Source organism: Streptomyces sp. (assembly GCF_019510245.1).
In the GTDB taxonomy this organism is placed as follows: domain Bacteria; phylum Actinomycetota; class Actinomycetes; order Streptomycetales; family Streptomycetaceae; genus Streptomyces.
In genome coordinates, this window is sequence record NZ_JAEKKT010000125.1 from 57536 (window position 1) to 72726 (window position 15191).

At 72.6% G+C, this 15191-nt stretch carries 15 protein-coding genes; 8 read left to right on the plus strand and 7 right to left on the minus strand.

From position 1 onward, the window contains the following. Window positions 1-8: 8 nt before the first annotated feature. The 3 genes from JF597_RS13745 to zapE all read right to left on the minus strand — a co-directional run bounded on the left by JF597_RS13745 (window position 9) and on the right by zapE (window position 2386). Window positions 9-587, minus strand: coding sequence for a carbonic anhydrase (locus JF597_RS13745; RefSeq protein WP_293993608.1), 579 nt, complete (start codon window positions 585-587; stop codon window positions 9-11). 105 nt (window positions 588-692) lie between these two features. Beyond that, window positions 693-1088 carry a hypothetical protein gene (locus JF597_RS13750; protein ID WP_293993610.1) on the minus strand — a complete coding sequence of 132 codons (396 nt, stop codon included), beginning with the start codon at window positions 1086-1088 and terminating at the stop codon, window positions 693-695. 191 nt (window positions 1089-1279) lie between these two features. Continuing rightward, complete coding sequence (gene zapE, locus JF597_RS13755) at window positions 1280-2386, minus strand: cell division protein ZapE (RefSeq protein WP_293993612.1); 1107 nt, start codon at window positions 2384-2386, stop codon at window positions 1280-1282. A 37-nt stretch (window positions 2387-2423) separates the two neighbouring features. Between zapE and JF597_RS13760 the strand changes: the two genes are divergently transcribed. From JF597_RS13760 to JF597_RS13780, 5 genes are all read left to right on the plus strand, one after another. Then, a complete protein-coding gene (locus JF597_RS13760; protein WP_293993613.1) occupies window positions 2424-3254 on the plus strand; it encodes a pyrimidine reductase family protein in 831 nt (276 codons plus the stop codon). Window positions 3255-3424: 170 nt separating this feature from the next. After that, window positions 3425-3880, plus strand: coding sequence for an indole-3-glycerol phosphate synthase (locus JF597_RS13765; protein WP_293993713.1), 456 nt, complete (start codon window positions 3425-3427; stop codon window positions 3878-3880). 388 nt (window positions 3881-4268) lie between these two features. Next, window positions 4269-5657: a UDP-N-acetylmuramate--L-alanine ligase gene (gene murC, locus JF597_RS13770; protein WP_293993615.1), complete on the plus strand. Its 1389-nt coding sequence runs from the start codon at window positions 4269-4271 to the stop codon at window positions 5655-5657. A gap of 13 nt (window positions 5658-5670) precedes the next feature. Then, window positions 5671-6078, plus strand: a complete 408-nt coding sequence (msrB, locus tag JF597_RS13775; RefSeq protein WP_293993618.1) for a peptide-methionine (R)-S-oxide reductase MsrB — start codon at window positions 5671-5673, stop codon at window positions 6076-6078. 216 nt (window positions 6079-6294) lie between these two features. Beyond that, window positions 6295-7506 carry a PP2C family protein-serine/threonine phosphatase gene (locus JF597_RS13780; RefSeq protein ID WP_293993620.1) on the plus strand — a complete coding sequence of 404 codons (1212 nt, stop codon included), beginning with the start codon at window positions 6295-6297 and terminating at the stop codon, window positions 7504-7506. A 351-nt stretch (window positions 7507-7857) separates the two neighbouring features. On the opposite strand, the gene JF597_RS13785 is transcribed toward JF597_RS13780, so the two are convergent. Together JF597_RS13785 and JF597_RS13790 are read right to left on the minus strand one after the other, a co-directional pair. Further along, window positions 7858-9321 (minus strand): HAMP domain-containing sensor histidine kinase, encoded by a 1464-nt coding sequence (locus JF597_RS13785; protein ID WP_293993622.1) that lies wholly within the window; start codon window positions 9319-9321, stop codon window positions 7858-7860. Beyond that, window positions 9318-10013: a response regulator transcription factor gene (locus JF597_RS13790; RefSeq protein ID WP_293993623.1), complete on the minus strand. Its 696-nt coding sequence runs from the start codon at window positions 10011-10013 to the stop codon at window positions 9318-9320. Before JF597_RS13790 ends, JF597_RS13785 begins: the two co-directional genes overlap by 4 nt. A gap of 151 nt (window positions 10014-10164) precedes the next feature. Between JF597_RS13790 and JF597_RS13795 the strand changes: the two genes are divergently transcribed. Genes JF597_RS13795 through JF597_RS13805 form a run of 3 tightly spaced genes read left to right on the plus strand, consistent with a single transcriptional unit; the run spans window position 10165 to window position 12654 of the window. Further along, entirely contained in the window at window positions 10165-11502 is a 1338-nt protein-coding gene (locus JF597_RS13795; protein ID WP_293993625.1) for a ferredoxin reductase family protein, read from the plus strand. A 10-nt stretch (window positions 11503-11512) separates the two neighbouring features. Then, entirely contained in the window at window positions 11513-11911 is a 399-nt protein-coding gene (locus tag JF597_RS13800; RefSeq protein ID WP_293993627.1) for an FMN-binding protein, read from the plus strand. A gap of 2 nt (window positions 11912-11913) precedes the next feature. Further along, on the plus strand, window positions 11914-12654 hold the full coding sequence (locus tag JF597_RS13805) for an FAD:protein FMN transferase (protein ID WP_293993628.1): 741 nt from the start codon (window positions 11914-11916) through the stop codon (window positions 12652-12654). A gap of 154 nt (window positions 12655-12808) precedes the next feature. Here JF597_RS13805 and JF597_RS13810 read toward each other — a convergent pair whose 3' ends face one another. Together JF597_RS13810 and JF597_RS13815 are read right to left on the minus strand one after the other, a co-directional pair. Beyond that, complete coding sequence (locus JF597_RS13810; RefSeq protein WP_293993629.1) at window positions 12809-14896, minus strand: glycosyltransferase family 39 protein; 2088 nt, start codon at window positions 14894-14896, stop codon at window positions 12809-12811. Then, on the minus strand, window positions 14893-15036 hold the full coding sequence (locus JF597_RS13815; RefSeq protein ID WP_293993630.1) for a hypothetical protein: 144 nt from the start codon (window positions 15034-15036) through the stop codon (window positions 14893-14895). Before JF597_RS13815 ends, JF597_RS13810 begins: the two co-directional genes overlap by 4 nt. Window positions 15037-15191: the final 155 nt, after the last annotated feature.

Consider the following 15191-nt stretch of genomic DNA (forward strand, 5'->3'; position numbering starts at 1 on the left):
CACGGCGCTCACAGGGCCTCGAAGGTGTCGGTGTCGGCACGGTGTTCGCGCACGGCACCGGTGTGGACCTCGTAGTACCAGCCGCGCAGGGTCAGTTCGCCCGTCGCCAGCTTCCTGTCGATGCACGGGTACGAGCGCAGCCGCAGCAGCTGGGCGAGCACGTGGTTCTGCACGCCCTCCGCGACGGCCGGGTCCTCGGCCGCCCCGCTCGGCCGTGGCTCGGCGCTGGCCAGCCAGTCCCGTACGGCGGGTACGGCGGTCAGGTCGTCGCCGCGCACCAGCGCGCCGACGGCACCGCAGTGCGAGTGCCCGCAGACGACGATGTCGCGGACGCCGAGCACCTCCACGGCGTACTCGATGGTGGCCGCCTCGCTGGTGGGGGTGGTCGAGGCGTACGGCGGGACGATGTTGCCCGCGGTGCGCAGCTCGAAGAGCTCGCCCGGGCGGGCGCCGGTGATCAGGGCCGGGACGACCCGGGAATCGGAGCAGGTGATGAAGAGCACCTGCGGGGACTGGCCTTCGGCGAGCCTGGCGAACTCCTCAGGGCGCTGTCCGAACGTACGGGCGTTGTCGATGAGGGGCTGCATGGTGTGTGGACTCCTCCTGGCGCGCTACAGCGGCGCGTCGGGCTTGCACGACGTTTGTGTGTGGGGGGATGAAGGGCATGGAGAGCCCGGGCAGTGCCCGTCCCGTCAGCAGCGGAAGACCTGAAGCGCGGCCGGTGAGTGGGCTCTCGACGCTCTCGGCGTGCGGAGGTGCCTGGCCGTGGGAGGCACCGGGGTGCGTATGGCCTCGGAGTGCCGCGCGGTGGACGGGCGGTCGTCCGTCCAGCCGGCGGTGGCCGCGCGGTGGCGGTCGGCGGTCTGCGGCGGGCCGGGCGGCTCGCCGCAGAGGCCGTGTTCCTGGAGGGTGTGCGAGCCGGCGCGCACGGCCTTCGCCGAGAGCTTCGGCCCGGGCTGGGCTTTGGCCTCGACATGACTGGGGGTGTGCGCAGCTGCGAAGGTTGCCGCGGGCGCGAAGAACTGGACGGTGAGCAGGGCGGCGGCCAGCAGCGAGAGCACGGTCCGGGCGGTTGCACCTCGGAACATGAGCCTCCCTTGCGGCAGTTCACGCCTCTCGTGTGCATCAAGCACAGGTCAATGGTTGGTCAAGAAACACGTTAACCCTGCAAAGTTGTTTGCAGGGTTAACTCGGTGTTGCGAGCCGAAGAGAGCGTGAAAAGTGCCGGTGGTGTGGCCTGATCAGACTCTTGACCTGGCGAGCTTGATCGACTAGTGGCCTAGTCGGCGGTCACGAGCGTCTTGGCGTCCCTGGCCAGGGCGGTGAGCCGGGATATCGCGCGGAAGTACTTCTTCCGGTATCCGCCGTTCAGCATCTCCTCGCTGAACAGCTTGTCGAAGGGCAGCCCGGAGGCCAGCACCGGGACCTCGCGGTCGTAGAGCCGGTCCGCGAGGACCACGAGCCGCAGGGCGGTCGACTGGTCGGGAACGGGCTGCACGTCCGTCAGGCAGACGGCGCTCAGGTCGTCGGTGAGCGCGCCGTACCGGCTGGGGTGCACCTTGGCCAGGTGGTCCAGGAGGTGCGGGAAGTCGTCGAGCGAGGCGCCCGGGGTGGCGTACGCCGCCTTCGTCACCTGTTCGTCGGAGAACGGCGCCGGCGCCTCGGGCAGGCCGCGGTGGCGGTAGTCCTCGCCGTCGATGCGCAGCGGGCGGAAGTGGGCCGACAGGCCCTGGATCTCGCGCAGGAAGTCGACGGCGGCGAACCGGCCCTCGCCGAGCTTGCCCGGCAAGGTGTTGGAGGTGGCGGCGAGCGCGACACCGGCGTCCACCAGCCGGCCCAGCAGCGTCGACACCAGGACCGTGTCGCCGGGGTCGTCCAGCTCGAACTCGTCGATGCACAGCAGACGGTGGCCGGAGAGGGTCTGCACGGTCTGCTGGAAGCCGAGGGCGCCGACCAGGTTGGTCAGCTCCACGAAGGTGCCGAACGCCTTCAGCGCGGGCTCGGCCGGGGTGGCGTGCCACAGCGAGGCCAGCAGGTGGGTCTTGCCGACGCCGTAGCCGCCGTCGAGGTAGACCCCGCGGGGCCCGGCCGGTGCCTTGGGTGCCTTCGCCCTCCCGAAGCCGAGGAAGCCACGCCTGCCGCCGGCCACCGCGTGCGCCCCGCCGAGACCGCCGGCGAACCCTTCCAGGACCCGTACGGCCTCGGTCTGGGTCGGCTGGTTCGGGTCCGGGATGTAGGTGGCGAAGCGGACCGAGTCGAAGCGGGGCGGCGGCACCATCTCGGCGACCAGCCGGTCCGCGGGGACGTGCGGCGAACGGGCGCACAGGGACAGCGGGGCCGCGTCGGCTATGGGGCTGACCTCGGAAGCGGCGGGAGAAGACGACACGGTCACCCATGCTAGTTGCCGTGCCACACTGCACGGCATGCGACGCCTGTTCCCTGTGACCGAACGAACAACAGCCCGGGCCTCCGGCGGTGCGGCCGAGGGGACGCTCCCCGAGGGCGGGGCCGAGGGTTCCGGTTGCGCCGACCGGGAGTGGAGCCTTGCCGAGCTGGCCCGTGCCTACGCCTACCCCGACTCCGCCGGGCGGGAGGCGTGGCTGCGGGCCAACATGGTGTCCACGCTCGACGGGGCCGGGCAGCACGACGGGCGGTCGCAGCCCATCTCCGGCGCGGCCGACATGCGGATCTTCGGCACCCTGCGGGGACTCGCGGACGTCGTCGTCGTGGGTGCGGAAACGGTACGGCAGGAGGGGTACCGGCCGGTACGCGAACGGGCGGAGTTCGCGGGCGCCCGGACCGCGGCCGGTCAGGCCGTGGTCGCCGCGGTGGCCGTCGTCACCGCGAGCCTCGACCTCGACTTCTCGCTGCCGCTGTTCACCTCGCCCCTCGTGCCCACGCTCGTCCTGACCGGTGCGGCCGCCGCCCCCGACCGCGTCGCCGCCGCCGAGAAGGCCGGCGCCCGCGTGGTGGTCGCCGGTGACGGCGTCGGCGTCGACCCCGCCCGTGCGGTCCGGGCCCTCGCCGGCCTCGGCCACACCCGGCTGCTCACCGAGGGCGGCCCCCGGCTGCTCGGGCAGTTCGTCGCCGCCGGGGTCCTCGACGAGCTGTGCCTTACGGTCTCCCCGATGCTCACGGCGGGCCACGCGCAGCGGATCGCCGGGGGGCCCGGTGTCGCCGTCCCCCGACGCTTCGAACTAGTGTCCCTTCTGGAAGAGGCCGGATTCCTGTTCGGTCGTTACCGCCGGTCCTGAAATCAGCGGAATAAACCGTTCCGCTTAGCGTCCGACGGGCAAACTGAATCCGGCAGTACCCGTGCGATCGCGGGGCAGGATGGTTTCCGCAGGGGTGCCGGCCCCACGGAGGACAGAGGGTCGAGCGACCCTCTAGGGAGAAGAGGCGCCTGGTGTTCACAAGCGTTCTGATGATCGAGAAGGCCCTGACGTCCGCCGACGTGGAGTTCGTCACCACCTTGCACGGGGACGAGCAGGTCGCCTTCCACGTGCTGCTCCAGCCGCGCGGCGACCAGGCGGACCGCCTGCTGCGGGCCATCGACGACATCGCGCTCGGCGAACTCGACGAGGCCACGCGCGAGCGGGAGACGCCGGAGGGGGAAGCGGCGAAGGGTCCTGCCGAGCAGGCGCTGGCGGTGTCCCTGACGGCCCTGCGGGCGGCGGGCAGCACCGCGGAGGGGCGGATGGTCGAGGACCACCCCCTGGACGCGCTGCGGAAGCTGGTGGAAGAGGTGGGCGCGGACGAGGTGATCGTGCTGACCGATCCCCACTATGTGGAGGAGTTCTTCCACCGGGACTGGGCGTCGCGGGCGCGGCACAAGGTGGGGGTGCCGGTGCTGAAGCTGTTCTCGCACAGCAAGGCGTAGGCGCCGTTTCAGGGGGGGCGCGTGTCCGGGTGCGGGTGGCGCCGTGGTTGCTCGCACAGTTCCTCCCCCAGCCTTCGGCCGGGGGTACCTCCAGCGCCCCCGAAGGGGCGCCGGGGCCGGCGCCTCTTCCCAGCCGCAGGCACTCCGCCATTGCCGGTCCCTTCCCCCGCGGGCCGGTGGGGGCTGGTCGCGCAGTTGCTCGCGCCCTTTAGGGGTGCTACCCAGCGGTGTCTTTCAACCCTGCCGCGGGCAGTCGTGCCGCTGGGGCGGCACGGGTGGGCGCGGGCGGCGCCCGGCCGGCGCCGGTGAGCGCCCCTTGCAGGGTGGCCGGTGTCCGAGCACATAGGCTAAGCACGCTTTCGCACGTCACCGTCTCTGGGAGAAATACATGGCACCCGGCCTTCCTTCCGCCATGGAGCGTCCGCACTTCATCGGGATCGGCGGCGCCGGGATGTCGGGGATCGCCAAGATCCTCGCCCAGCGCGGGGCCCGGGTGGCCGGGAGCGACGCCAAGGAGTCGGAGACCGCCGAGGCGCTGCGGGCGCTCGGCGTGACCGTGCACATCGGGCACGCGGCCGGGCACCTCGCCGACGACGCCAGCTGTGTCGTCGTGTCGTCGGCGATCCGCAAGGACAACCCCGAGCTGGCCCGCGCGGCCGAGCTCGGCGTCCCCGTGGTGCACCGCTCGGACGCCCTCGCCGCCCTGATGGACGGCCTGCGTCCGATCGCGGTCGCCGGCACGCACGGCAAGACCACCACCACGTCCATGCTCGCGGTCTCCCTGACCACGCTGGGCCGCGGCCCCTCGTACGCCATCGGCGGCGACCTCGACGCACCCGGCTCCAACGCCCTGCACGGCGAGGGCGAGATCTTCGTCGCCGAGGCCGACGAATCCGACCGCAGCTTCCACAAGTACGCGCCCGAGGTCGCCATCGTCCTCAACGTGGAGCTCGACCACCATGCCAACTACGCCTCGATGGACGAGATCTACGAGTCCTTCGAGACCTTCGCCGGCCGGATCGTGCCCGGCGGCACGCTGGTGGTCAACGCCGACCACGCGGGGGCGCGCGAGCTGACCCGGCGGGTGGCGGGCAAGGTGCGGACGGTGACGTACGGCGAGGCCGCGGACGCCGACGTCCGGGTGCTCTCCGTCGTACCGCAGGGCCTGAAGAGCGAGGTCACCGTCCTGCTGGACGGCACCGAGCTGACGTTCACGGTGTCGGTCCCCGGCCGGCACTACGCGCACAACGCGGTCGCCGCGCTGGCCGCGGGTGTGGCCCTCGGGGTCCCCGCCGCCGAACTCGCCCCCGCCCTCGCCGCGTACACCGGCGTGAAGCGGCGCCTCCAGCTCAAGGGCGAGGCGGCCGGCGTCCAGGTGATCGACTCCTACGCCCACCACCCGACCGAGATGACCGCCGACCTGGAGGCGATGCGCGCCGCCGCCGGGGACGCCCGGATCCTGGTCGTCTTCCAGCCGCACCTCTTCTCCCGCACCCAGGAGCTCGGCAAGGAGATGGGCGACGCAGTGGCCCTCGCGGACGCCTCGGTCGTCCTCGACATCTACCCGGCCCGTGAGGACCCGATCCCCGGGGTGACCAGCGAGCTGATCATCGAGGCGGCACGGGCGGCCGGCGCCGACGTCACGGCCGTGCACGACAAGGACGAGGTCCCCGCCGTGGTCGCGGGAATGGCGAAGCCCGGTGATCTGGTTCTCACCATGGGCGCGGGCGATGTGACCGACCTGGGCCCGAGGATCCTGGAACGCCTGGCGAAGTGAGGGGCTGAGAGTCATGTCGTACGACGTCGAGAAGCCGGACGAGCAGTGGCGGGCGGAGCTGTCGCCGGCCGAGTACGCCGTGCTGCGTCAGGCGGCGACCGAGCCGGCCTTCAGGGGTGAGTACACCGACACCAAGACCAAGGGCGTGTACTCCTGTCGCGCCTGCGGTGCCGAGCTGTTCACCTCCGGCACGAAGTTCGAGTCCCACTGCGGGTGGCCGAGCTTCTACGACCCGAAGGACACCGACGCGGTCGAACTGGTCGAGGACCGCACCCACGGGATGGTCCGCACCGAGGTGCGCTGCGCGCGCTGCGGCTCGCACCTCGGCCACGTGTTCGAGGGTGAGGGGTATGCGACCCCGACCGACCAGCGGTACTGCATCAACTCGATCTCGCTCCGGCTGACCGCCGACGAGAGCTGAGTCCGGCCGGGCCCGTCGTCCGACGGGCCCGTGGGCCGACAGCCGCGGCACTCGCCCGCGGCCTCGGTCAAGCGCCTCCCGGGGCTCCCGGCGCAGGCGGCTGGTGCCGGGCGGGGCGCTGTTTGAGACTCTGTGAGGGTGTCAGGTGGCGCGCGATGGTTCCGGTCCCGCAGGGGACCCGCGCCCGCCGACGGCCCGGGCGGACCGGACGGGCTCATGGCGGGCGCCGACCCCGCCGCGCCCCTCAGGGCGTTGCGCGAGGCCGCGGCCGGCATCGGCACCAGCCTGGACGAGTCCACCACCTGTACGGAACTGACCCGGGCGGCGGTACGGCTGGCCGGCGGCTGCGCGGCCGTGATGCGGCGGGCCGGCGACACCGTCCACGGCTACGAGTCGATCACCGGCGACGCCGATCTGCTGCCCGACGCCCGCTGGGCCACCGCGGTCGCCCGGGACGCCGGCACCCCGGCCGCCGACAACTGGGCGGACCCGTGGCTGTCCCGCCCGCCCGGCAGCCAACCCCGCCCTGCCCTGTGCGCGCCCCTGACCAGCGGCTCCGACCAGTACGGCGTCCTGGTCTGCGCCCGCGAGGGCGCGGTGTTCGCCCGTGCGGAGGCCGAACTGCTCGCCCTCCTCGCCGAACGCGCCGCGTCCCACATCCGGCACGCCCGCGAGTACGACCAGGTCAACCGTACCGCCGGGGACCTTCAGCGGGCCCTGCTCTCCGAGCCGGGCCGGCCGCACCCGAACCTCGACGTGTCGATCCGCTACCTCCCGGCCGGCGGGCGGGTGCTGGTCGGCGGCGACTGGTGCGAGACCGTACGGCTGCACTTCGGGCGCACGCTGCTCGTCGTCGGCGACGTGATGGGCCACGGCCTGGAGGCCGCCGTCGACATGAACGCGTACCGCTCCTCCCTGCGCTACATCGCCTCCTCCGAGCTGCCGCCGCACCGGGTGCTGCGCCAGATGGACGACATCGCCGCCACCGAGGCGGACCGAAGACCCGCCACCTGCCTGCTCGTACGCGTCGACCCGAGCCGCGGGCAGGTCACCCTGGCCAGCGCCGGCCATCTGCCGCCCGCGCTGATCACCAGGGGAGGCCGTACCGCACTCCTGCGGGTCCCCGTCGGGCCGCCCCTGGGCACCGGTTTCGGCGGCTACGAGTCGGCCACCCACCGGCTCGAACCCGACGAGGCGCTGGTGCTCTTCACCGACGGCCTGGTGGAACACCGCGGCGAGGACATCGACCGCTCCCTGCACCGCCTCGCCGAACTCCGCTTCACCCCTGCCGTCGACGTCGACGGCCTGCTGGAGTCCATCCTCACCCGCCTCGACGCCCGGCACGCAGAGGACGACGTCGCGGTGCTGGCGGCGCGCCCGCACCCCCGGGAGGGCGGGTTCAGCTCCGTGGCGGAGGCGGAAGGGTGAGGGCTCCGCCGGAAGGCCGACGATGTGCCGTCTGCCGTCTGCCGTCTGCCGTCTGCCGTCTGCCGTCTGCCGTCTGCCGTCTGCCGTCTGCCGTCTGCCCTCTGCCGTCTGCCGTCTGCCGTGCGGTCGTGGCTGGTCGCGCGGTTCCTCGCGCCCGTTTGGGGGCGTTGGGGATGGTCGTGTCTGCCGTGCGGTCGTGGCTGGTCGCGCGGTTCCTCGCGCCCGCTTGGGGGCGTTGCGGATGGTCGTGTCTGCCGCGCGGTCGTGGCTGGTCGCGCGGTTCCTCCCCCAGCCTCCGGCCGGGGGTACCCCCAGCGCCCCTTCGGGGGCGCTGTAGATCGACGGAGCCGGTCAGGTACCGGTGTGGTCTGGTGGTGGGTTTCTCGGGAGCGTCAGGGTGAAGGACGTGGTGGCGGTGGGGCCTTTGTCCAGTCCGATGGTCCCGCTGTGCGCCTCCACCAGGGCCCGGGCCACCGAGAGGCCGAGCCCGCTGCCGCCGCGGTCGCGGCTGCGGGCCTTGTCGACGCGGTAGAAGCGGTCGAAGACGCGGGCCCGGTCACCGGGCGGGATGCCGAGGCCGTGGTCGGCGACGCTCACCGACACCGAGCGGGCGGTGACGGTGACCGTCACGGACACCGGAGTGCCGGCCGGCGTGTGGACGGCCGCGTTGGTGAGGAGGTTGTCCAGCACCTGGCGGATGCGGACCGGGTCGAGGCGGAGCGGGACCGGTTCCGGGCCCGTGGTCACCGTCAGGGGGTGGCCGGGGTGGGCCGCGCGGAAGGCGTCGGCCGCCTCCCGCACCAGCTCGGTCAGATCGGTGTCCTCCAGCCGCAGCGGAGCCTCCACCTCGGCCGCGTCCAGGCGGGCGAGCAGCAGCAGGTCGTCGAGGAGGACGCCCATCCGGGCCGCCTCGGCGCGCAGCCGGGCCAGGTGCCTGTCGCGCTCCTCGGGGTGGTTGGCGGCCGCGTACTGGAAGAGATCGGCGTAGCCGCGTACCGACATCAGCGGGGTGCGCAGTTCGTGCGAGGCGTCCGCGACGAAGCGGCGCAGCCGCTGCTCGGCCTCGGCACGCACGGCCAGCGAGTCGTCGATGTGCTCCAGCATCGTGTTGAAGGCGGTGCGCAGCTCCTCGACCTCGGGTCCGCCGCCCCGCTTCGCCGCGCGCAGCGGCAGCCGGGCCGCCGACTCCGTCAGGTTGTGGGAGGCGATGCCGTGGGCGGTGCGTGCCATGTCGCTCAGCGGCTCCAGGCCGTTGCGCAGCAGCCGGCGGCCGAACACCACCAGCGCCAGCAGGGCCAGCCCGAAGGCCACCACCTGGACCGTGACCAGCCGTCGTACCGTGTCGTCGATGCTGTCCATCGGCGCCCCGCTGACCAGCACCACCCCCGGCTCCACCGCGCAGCCGCGCAGCCGGTACTCGCCCTCCCCGGTCAGGTCGCTGGTGCGCAGCACCTCGGTGCCCGCGGCGAGCTGTGCCCTCGCCACCGCGGTGAGGGCGCCGATGTCCGTGGGCAGGTCACTGCTCTCCTCGGGTTTGCGCAGCACCGGGGTGCCGTTCGAGACGTCGTACACGGCGTAGTACCAGCGGTAGTACTTCTTGCCCTGCAGGGTGCCGGTCTGCTCGATGCTCTTCGACTGGGCGGTCTGGGCGAGGCCGAGCTGGTCGTCGAGCTGGGCCGACAGGTAGTCCCGCATATAGGTGGTCAGGGCCGTGCCGACGACCGCGAACACCACCAGGGCCAGCGCCCCCAGCCCCAGCGCGAGGCGGGTGCCCAGGCGCATGCTCCGGTACGAGCGCAGCAGCCGCCCGATCACTCCGCGGCCTGCTGCCGTATGACGTACCCGAAGCCGCGCACGGTGTGGATCAGCGGCTCCCCGCCGGCCTCGTCCATCTTGCGGCGCAGCCGGCTGACGACCAGCTCCACCACGTTGGAACGGCCGCCGAAGCCGTACTCCCAGACGTGGTCCAGGATCTGCGCCTTGGTGAGCACGGTCGGCGACTTGCGCATCAGGTAGCGCAGCACCTCGAACTCGGTCGGGGTCAGGGAGAGCAGCCGGTCGCCGCGGCGGACCTCGCGGGTGTCCTCGTCCATCGTCAGGTCGGCGACCCGGAGCACCGAGCGCTGGAAGCCGGGACCCGCACTGCGCCGCAGCACCGTGCGCAGCCGGGCCATCAGCTCCTCCACCGCGAACGGCTTGACCAGGTAGTCGTCCCCGCCCCGGGTCAGCCCCGCGACCCGGTCGGCGACCCCGTCGCGGGCCGTGAGGAACACCACCGGCACCATCGTCCCGGAGTGCCGCAGCCGGTCGAGCACCCCGAAACCGTCGAGGTCGGGCAGCATCAGGTCGAGCACGACGATGTCCGGCCGGAACTCGGCGGCCCTGGCCAGCGCGGCCTCACCGGTGTACGCGGTGACCGCGTCCCAGCCCTCGTAGCGCGCGACCGTCGCGACCAGGTCGGCGATCGGCGGGTCGTCGTCCACGACGAGGAGGCGTACTTTTTTCACCCGCTCATACTGCGCCACCGGGCTGGGTGCGCCAGACCCCGTCTCACGGAGAGAAGACATCGATAAGCAGTTGAAAGTCGTCCGACAGGAAATCGACAGCAGCCGCGGGTCAAGCTCGACTCCCCGGACCCGATCAAGGAGCTGCCCACCCGTGACGACCGTCCAATCACCCCCTGCGCCCCCCACGGCGATACGCCCCAGGGTGGTGGCCCGCACGGGCCTGTACGCCGTGCTCGCCGCGAACGCGGCCGTGGTCGCCTACTTCTTCGCCCAGGCGGGCTTCGCCTCCAACGCCCTGATCGTCATCGGCCGTTTCTTCGGCCTCTACGGTGCCCTCGTCATGGCCTTCCAGCTGGTGCTGGTGGCCCGGCTGCCCTGGCTGGACCGGCGGATCGGCATGGACCGGCTGACCTCCTGGCACCGCTGGACCGGCTTCGCCCTGCTCTGGACGCTGCTCGCGCACGCCGTCTTCATCAGCTTCGGCTACGCAGACGGCGCGGGTGTCGGCCCGGTCGGTGAGCTGGTCGACCTCGCGGAGACGACGGAGGGCGTGCTCCGGGCCGTGGTCGCGCTGGGCGTCATCATCGTGGTCGGCGCCGTCTCTGCCCGCTACGCCCGCCGCCGGCTCGCCTACGAGACCTGGCACTTCATCCACCTGTACACCTACGTGGCCGTGGTGCTCGCCTTCAGCCACCAGGTCGCGGTCGGCACGACCTTCACGGCGTCGTCCGCCGCGAAGACGTACTGGTACGCGGTGTGGGGCGTGGCGCTCGGTGCGGTGGCCCTGGGCCGCCTGGTCCTGCCGTTGTGGCGCAACCACCGCCATCGGTTCCGGGTCTCCGCCGTCGTCCCCGAGTCGGACGACGTCGTCTCGGTGTACGTCACCGGCCGCGACCTCGACCGGCTGGGCGCGCAGGCGGGCCAGTTCTTCCTCTGGCGGTTCCTCACGAAGGACCGCTGGTGGCAGGCCAACCCGTTCTCCCTCTCCGCCGCCCCCGACGGCCGCACCCTGCGCCTGACCGCCAAGGCGGCCGGTGACGGCAGCGCCGGCCTGCGGCACGTGAAGGCCGGCACCCGGGTCTTCGCCGAGGGCCCCTACGGCGCCTTCACCACCCTGCACCGGCGGAAGCCGGAGTCCCTGCTCATCGCGGGCGGCGTCGGCGTCACCCCGATCCGCGCCCTCCTGGAGGACCTCGAGGGCCACGCGGTCGTCATCTACCGCGTCGGCACCGACCGGGACGCCGTCCTCTACGACGAACTCCGTGACCTCGCCGTCGCCAAGGGCGCCGAGCTCCACCTGGTCACCGGCCCGCCCGTCCCCGACCGGCTGGCCCCGCGCGAACTGGCCCGGCTGGTGCCGGACATCGCCGACCGGGACGTCTTCCTGTGCGGGCCGCCGCCGATGATGAACGCGGTACTGCGCACCCTGGGGGACCTGGGCGTGCCCAAGCCGCAGATCCACTTCGAGCGTTTCAGCCTGGCGGGATGAGGGGGACACCGTGAAACGAGCCGTACCCGTCGTCGCCCTGAGCATCGCGGGCCTGATCCCCGTCTGGCGCTACGAGCCGGCGACCGCCGGTACGACGTCCGTCACCGCCGAGCCGGCCACGACCCCGTCCGTCGCCACGACCGGCGCCTCGGGCACGGTCGTCAAGGGCACGACCATCACCACGGACAAGGGTCCCGTCCAGGTCCAGGTGACCTTCTCCGGTGACCGGATCTCCGCGGTCAGGATGCTCCAGCAGCCGAACCATCCGCAGACGACGGCCGCCGTGCCGGTGCTCATCGCTGAGACACTGAAGGCACAGAGCGCGGACATCGACACCGTGTCCGGCGCGACGATCACCAGTGACGGCTACAAGGAGTCCCTCCAGGCCGCGATCGACGCCAAGGGCTGATCATGAACCGAGTCGAACACGTCATGGGTTTCCCGGTCTCGCTCCGTATCGACGACGAGGGGGACTTCGAGGAGGCCGCGGACGCCGTCTTCGCGTGGCTGCGCGAGGTCGACGAGCGGTTCAGCCCCTTCAGGCCGGACAGCGAGGTCTCCCGCCTCGACCGGGGCGAGCTCTCCGAGTCCGGGGTGAGCCCGGACCTCGCCGAGGTGCTCGCGCTGTGCGAGGAGTACCGGATCGCGACCGGTGGCGCGTTCGACGCCCGGCTGCCGGGCCGCGGCCTCGACCCGTGCGCGGTGGTCAAGGGCTGGTCGGTCCAGCGGGCGGCGGAACTGCTGGCGGCGGCGGGGGCGCAGCGGTTCTGCCTGAACGCCGGGGGAGACGTGGTCGCGGCCGGCGGCCCCTGGCGGGTGGGGGTACGACACCCCGAACGGGCCGATCAGCTGTGCCTGGTGCTGGAGATCACGGACGGCGCGATCGCGACCTCCGGGCGCTACGAGCGGGGCGACCACATCGTCGACGGCCGCACCGGCCGCCCGGCGACCGGCCTGCTCAGCGTCACCGTCGTCGCCCCGACCCTGACAGAGGCCGACGCCGCCGCCACGGCCGCGTTCGCGATGGGCGCGGAGGGCGCCGCGTGGGCGGCGGCCCGGCCGGGCTGCGAGGTGTTCGTGGTGGACGCGGAGCGGTCCGTACTGCGGACAGCGGGCTTGCCGGTCGCGGGGGAGCCCCCGGCGGCCGCGTGACCCCGGCGGCCGCGTGACCCTGGGGGTGGCTGGGGTGTGTGGGCGGGTGCGAGGGGTGTGTGGTCGCTCGCGCAGTTCCTCCCCCGGACTTCGGCCGGGGGTACCCCCAGCGCCCCTACAGGTGGGACCAGCCACAGGCGCTCCAGAGGGGCGGTCAGCCGACGTCGGACGCGTCCAGGCGGTACAGGCCGCTGCTGGTCGAGCTCGACGCCGAGGACCTGACCGCCGTGCCGTGCTTCTTGACCCAGGCGGCGATCTCCGAGTTCGTGCCCTGGCCGCCGTCGCTGCTGACGACGACGTAGTGCAGCTTGCCGGCCTTCACCAGGCTCTTGAGCTTGGCGAGGGTCATCGCGTCGTCGCTGCCGGACCAGCCGCCCATGGAGATGACGGGCCGGCCGGACTCCAGGATGATCGAGGAGGCCGTCTGGTCGGTGGCCACGGCCACCAGCCAGGTCGCGCCGTCCTGGTGCTTCTCGAGGTACGTGATCGTCTCGGAGGTGACCTGGGTGCCTCCGCCCGTCTGACCGTCCGCGCCGGAGGACTTGCCGGCCGAGGAGGGCGAGGTGGACGAGGAGGAGCCGGCGCCGGACGGCGGCCGGCCCATCGCCTGGCCGGTGGAGCTGGAGCTGGTTCCGGAGCTGCTCGAGCCGGAACCGCCGGGGAAGCCGCCGCTCGGGCGCTCGCCACCGCCGCCCGTACCGCCCATGCCGCCACCGGTGCTGGGCCCGGCCGTCGGGTTGGTGCCGTTGGTGCTCGCGCCGGTGGCCGCCGACACGGAGTAGGCGGCCGGTCCGGCCAGCAGGGCGACGACCGCCGCCACCGCCGCGAGGCCGATCAGCCTCTGCCGCTTCATGAACCGTCCGGCCGGCAGCCCGGTCACCGCGACCGTGCCGGCCAGGGCGGCGACCACCTCGGCGACCGTGTACACCGTGCCGGAGCCGGAGACCCGCTGGAGCAGGACGACCGCCCAGACGGTGCTCGCGCCGACGGCGGCCGGGAGAACCCAGCCCCACCTCGCCGCCGAGCCCTCCCGGAAGGCCTTGTACAACATGACCCCGCCCGCGCCGGCCAGGGCGGCGATCCCCGGCGCCATGGCGGTGACGTAGTAGGGGTGGAAGGTGCCCTCGGCGAGGGAGAAGGTCAGGAAGTGCAGGACGAACCAGCCGCCCCACAGCATCAGTGCGGCCCGCCTGGCGTCGGTGCGCGGCGCCCGGCCGCGCAGCACGAGCCCGCCGACGAGGGCGACCGCGGCGAACGGGATCAGCCACGAGATCTGGCCGCCCATGATGTCGTTGAACATCCGGTACAGGCCCGAACTGCCGCCGAAGCTCGCGCCGTTGCCGGCCGAGCCCACCGAGGAGCTCGCCCCGAAGATCCGGCCGAAGCCGTTGTAGCCGATGACCAGGTCCCAGACCGTGTTGTCGGTGGAGCCGCCGACGTAGGGCCGCGAGGAGGCCGGGATCAGGTCGACGACCACCATCCACCAGGCGCTGCTGACCACCAACGCGGCCGTGGCGACGGCGAGGTTGCGGACACGGCGGCCCAACGACAGGTTCGCGGCCCACAGGTAGACCGCGAAGAACGCGGGCAGCACGACGTACGCCTGCATCATCTTGGTGTTGAACGCGAAGCCGATCGCGACCGCCGACCAGACGAGGGGCGCCAACCTGCCCGTGCGCACGGCCTTCAGCAGCGCGGCGGCGCCCAGCAGCATCAGGAAGACCAGGACCGGGTCGGGGTTGGTGTCGCGGTCGATGGCGACGGTGATCGGCGTGAGGGTGAGGACGAGCGCGGCGATCGTGGCCGCCACGACCCCGAAGTCCCGCTTGACCAGCCGGTACAGCAACGCCACCGAGCCGACGCCGACGGCGATCATCGGCAGCGTCAACTGCCAGGTGCCGTACCCGAAGACGCGGGCGGACAGACCCATCACCCAGAGGGCGAAGGGGGGTTTGTCGACGGTGATGAAGCTGCCGGCGTCCAGGGCGCCGAAGAAGAACGCCTTCCAGCTCTTGGTGCCGGAGTAGACCGCCGCGTCGTAGAAGGTGTTGCCGGTGACGGAGGTGAGGTTCCAGGCGTACAGGGCGGTGGCCAGGAGCAGGATCGCCCACAGGGCCGGGCGGGCCCAGCGCGGGTCGTCGGGGGCACCCAGGAACAGCCTTCTGGCGCGGGAGACCGGCGGGGCGGCGGCCCGGTGCCGGCCGTCCTGGACCGGGGCGGGAGGCGGGGCGAGGGTCGTCATGACGCGTACTCCATGGGCTCGACGGCGGGGACGCGGGTGGAGCCCTCGGTCCGGTCGACCGGGACCTCGTGGAGGCGGAGCCCGTTGCGCTGGGCGAGCCAAGACCGGCGCCGCACGCCTCCCGCGTTCGTTTCGTTCATGACCATGACGATCGGGGCGCTGTCTGGGGCGGTCCTGAGGCCTCACTGAGCGGGGCATGAGAATCAGCGAACTCACAGGTGGCGCACAGTGACCGGCCGGTAGGTCACAAACTGAAGAGGATCAGTCAGCTGCCAAAGCGCTGAAACACTTCCGG